This is a genomic window from Flavobacterium muglaense, from assembly GCF_014305155.1.
In the GTDB taxonomy this organism is placed as follows: Bacteria; Bacteroidota; Bacteroidia; order Flavobacteriales; family Flavobacteriaceae; genus Flavobacterium; species Flavobacterium muglaense.
In genome coordinates, this window is the sequence record NZ_JACRUK010000107.1 from 1 (window position 1) to 2194 (window position 2194).

Annotated in this window: 1 protein-coding gene; it reads right to left on the reverse strand. The window is 37.4% G+C overall.

Annotated features, from left to right (window positions below; genetic code table 11):
- Positions 1-63: 63 nt before the first annotated feature.
- Positions 64-1872 carry a heparinase II/III family protein gene (locus H8R24_RS17930; protein WP_187021819.1) on the reverse strand — a complete coding sequence of 603 codons (1809 nt, stop codon included), beginning with the start codon at positions 1870-1872 and terminating at the stop codon, positions 64-66.
- Positions 1873-2194: the final 322 nt, after the last annotated feature.

The following is a 2194-nucleotide window of genomic DNA, read 5'->3' on the forward strand; positions in this document are numbered from 1 at the left end:
AACGATTGTAGTGATGTTTATGAGGATGATTTTAAGTCAAAATAGCGACTAAATGAGGTTTTTTCACAGCCTGACGGCTGCAAGCTGGTAAATATCTAAACCAGTCGCATCAGGAAAATTAGAGCGAATTAAATTGGGTTTCAGCTCTTCGGTATAATGGCCTTGCCAAACTTGTTTGTAAGTATGAGGCGTATTTGAAGTAAAATTGTCTTTAACAATCCAGAAGTTATCTTTCACATAAATTAGTTGTCGGCTATAGTTAACGCCTATATTTTCAAATCCATTGTGGCTTCCTACAAACAGGTCAAATTGTGAGTTGGTTTCCCAAGCGATTGTTTTGGGTAAAGGCAGGTTTTTAAATTTCCCAAAACCGCTACCGCCTTCATTAGAGGTCCATTGTTTTCCTTGTACTTCATTATCAACCAAAGCTACGTTTTTGACCATGGAACTCTTGAAGAAATCAAAGTCGGTTAAGGAATAGCGCACTTGATAATTGGGTAAAATTACTTGGCCATTTGCTACAGCTTGAATTCCTAAAACATCGCCATGTTGATGATCTGGCTTCAAGTCGTCTACGCCATTACTAATGATCATCATTTTGTCTTTTTTGTCCCAGCCTTGACGCATTACGTAATAAGCTGTTTCGGGCAAAGCAACAGAACCGTAGTTTGGGTTTTGTTTTTTAATGTCTTGCAGTGACTCAAGTTGGTGTTGGTTTAAAAACCAATATAGGCCAGCGTCTATCTTGTCTTTGGCAAAATAACCAAAGGTAGGGTCTTCAAATAAAACGTACCCTAAAGTCATCGTTCCCTCGATGTCATTTTTTTCGGCCCAAGGCTCATTTGTGTCATCTTGGAGTACGGGGGCGGTTTTGTCAGGATATGAAATTTTGGCTAAACTGGTGAAAAGCGATTTTAGTTTGTTTTCAAAAGTAGAGTCAATGGCTATGTTGCTGTATTTGGCTAGTTGGTAGACAAAATAATAGGTTTCGATATCACTCATGTGGTAGTGAACCGAACGCTCAAATTGAAAACCGTCAGGATTTATTTCTTTGTCTAAATGTTCGTTCAGGCGCAGCATCGCTCTATCGTACCATTTATCTGTTCCTTCAAAATCTCTTAAAAGAATGGCTAGCATTGCCAAAGCCGACATGCCTCTTGTTTGATGATTACCATCTGTAAATGTGGCATTGGTTTGGTATAAGTTTTCGCCGTGTTGCAATAAAGTAGCAATTGTAGTCAATTGGTCTTTATCTGTATATGCTTTTTCTCCTAGAAATAGGTTGTGAATTTCTAACCAATTTAAAATGCGGTATCCAGATCTAAAGGCCTCGTAAGTACCGTTTCCATTTTCAATTTTTTCGTAAGTTTTGTTTTCTAATGCGGTATTTAAAGACTGCATTTGTTGCGTGAAATAGTTGATGTAGATGGGGTTTTTATTGTCATAAAAATAGTTGAAGGCAATATCAATCATTTTATGTTGCCTAGCTAAATGGCGTAATGCATAGGCGTTCACTTTTTGTCCGTTTTGATAATTAAAAGGAAGTACCCACGGTGAGCTTGCTGCAAATTTAGTCATGTGGTCTTTGGCACGTTCTAGATGGTCTTTTTTTGCTTCTGGAAATGTGGATTGGTATAAGGCAAAACGCTCAGGAACGGTTTTCCAGTCGTAATAAAAACGTTGCGAAAAAGCGGTTCTATAGTAGCTGGCTAGTGCTGCTTCGGTATTTGGAATTTGTTTTTTTAGATCGTCTTTTAGGTGATTGTATAAATCAGTTGTTTTGATAACGGTTTCGCTAGGCAGGTCTTGTGCAAAAAGGCTAATGGAAACAAAGAAAATACTCAGGATAAAAACGGCTTTTATTTTTAACATCGTTACTTTTTTTTAGTTTTTAAAGATAGAAAAAAAATAATTGGTTTACCAATTTAGCTATTTGTGATATGATGATGTTTGTAGCATTAGTTGTAAATGAAACGGGATTGTTGTTTTTTAAGGGAAGTTATGGTTTTTATCGAAAAGGGTAACTGTTCTTTTGAACTGAGGCTTGCGTGAGGGATAGCAGCGTAAATCCTTGTGGCGGCGGGCGTTTATGCCGCCACAAGATTGCAGTGTATATCCGAGGGCACTGAAAAAGTGTTTCTAATAAATTAAGACCTAAAAAGGAGTAGATATCTATGGATTTCTACTCTTTTTT